A 478-nucleotide genomic window follows, 5' to 3' on the forward strand; every position below is an offset into this window, starting at 1 on the left:
GTTCATGGCATTGCTAAAAGAAAAAATCCAATCCATCATGACTCATTGTTTAGCGCAGCACGAACGAGAATTTACGCCAAGTGATTTCTCTGCTGGTGACCTTGAAATGGATGAAATGGACGATATATTTGACATGCTTGAGGAGAAATTGACCTAACAACATGAGATCAGTCATAAAAACGGGAAGGGAGGATGAAATAGATGAGTTCATTTAAAAGGGATCAAGTTCAAGACATGTATTATCTGTCACCGATGCAAGAAGGCATGCTGTTTCATACCCTCCATCACCAAGAAAAGGGCTTTTATGTAGAGCAAATGGATATGAACGTAAAGGGCACACTGCGTCATGACTTACTTGAGAAAAGCATGAACGTCATCGTGGAGCGGTACGATATTTTTCGTACCGTATTTCTCCACGAAAAAGTGAAGCGCCCTGTCCAAGTTGTGCTGAAGAAACGTCCTTTTACGCTTGATGTGG

At 41.6% G+C, this 478-nt stretch carries 1 protein-coding gene; it reads left to right on the forward strand.

Annotated elements, in window-relative coordinates; all coding sequences use genetic code 11:
* Window positions 1-201: 201 nt before the first annotated feature.
* The coding region (locus tag ACOV8S_RS31230) for a condensation domain-containing protein (protein WP_448321854.1) at window positions 202-478 on the forward strand (277 nt) is incomplete at its 3' end.

The sequence above is a fragment of the Streptomyces sp. CO7 genome, from assembly GCF_053474865.1.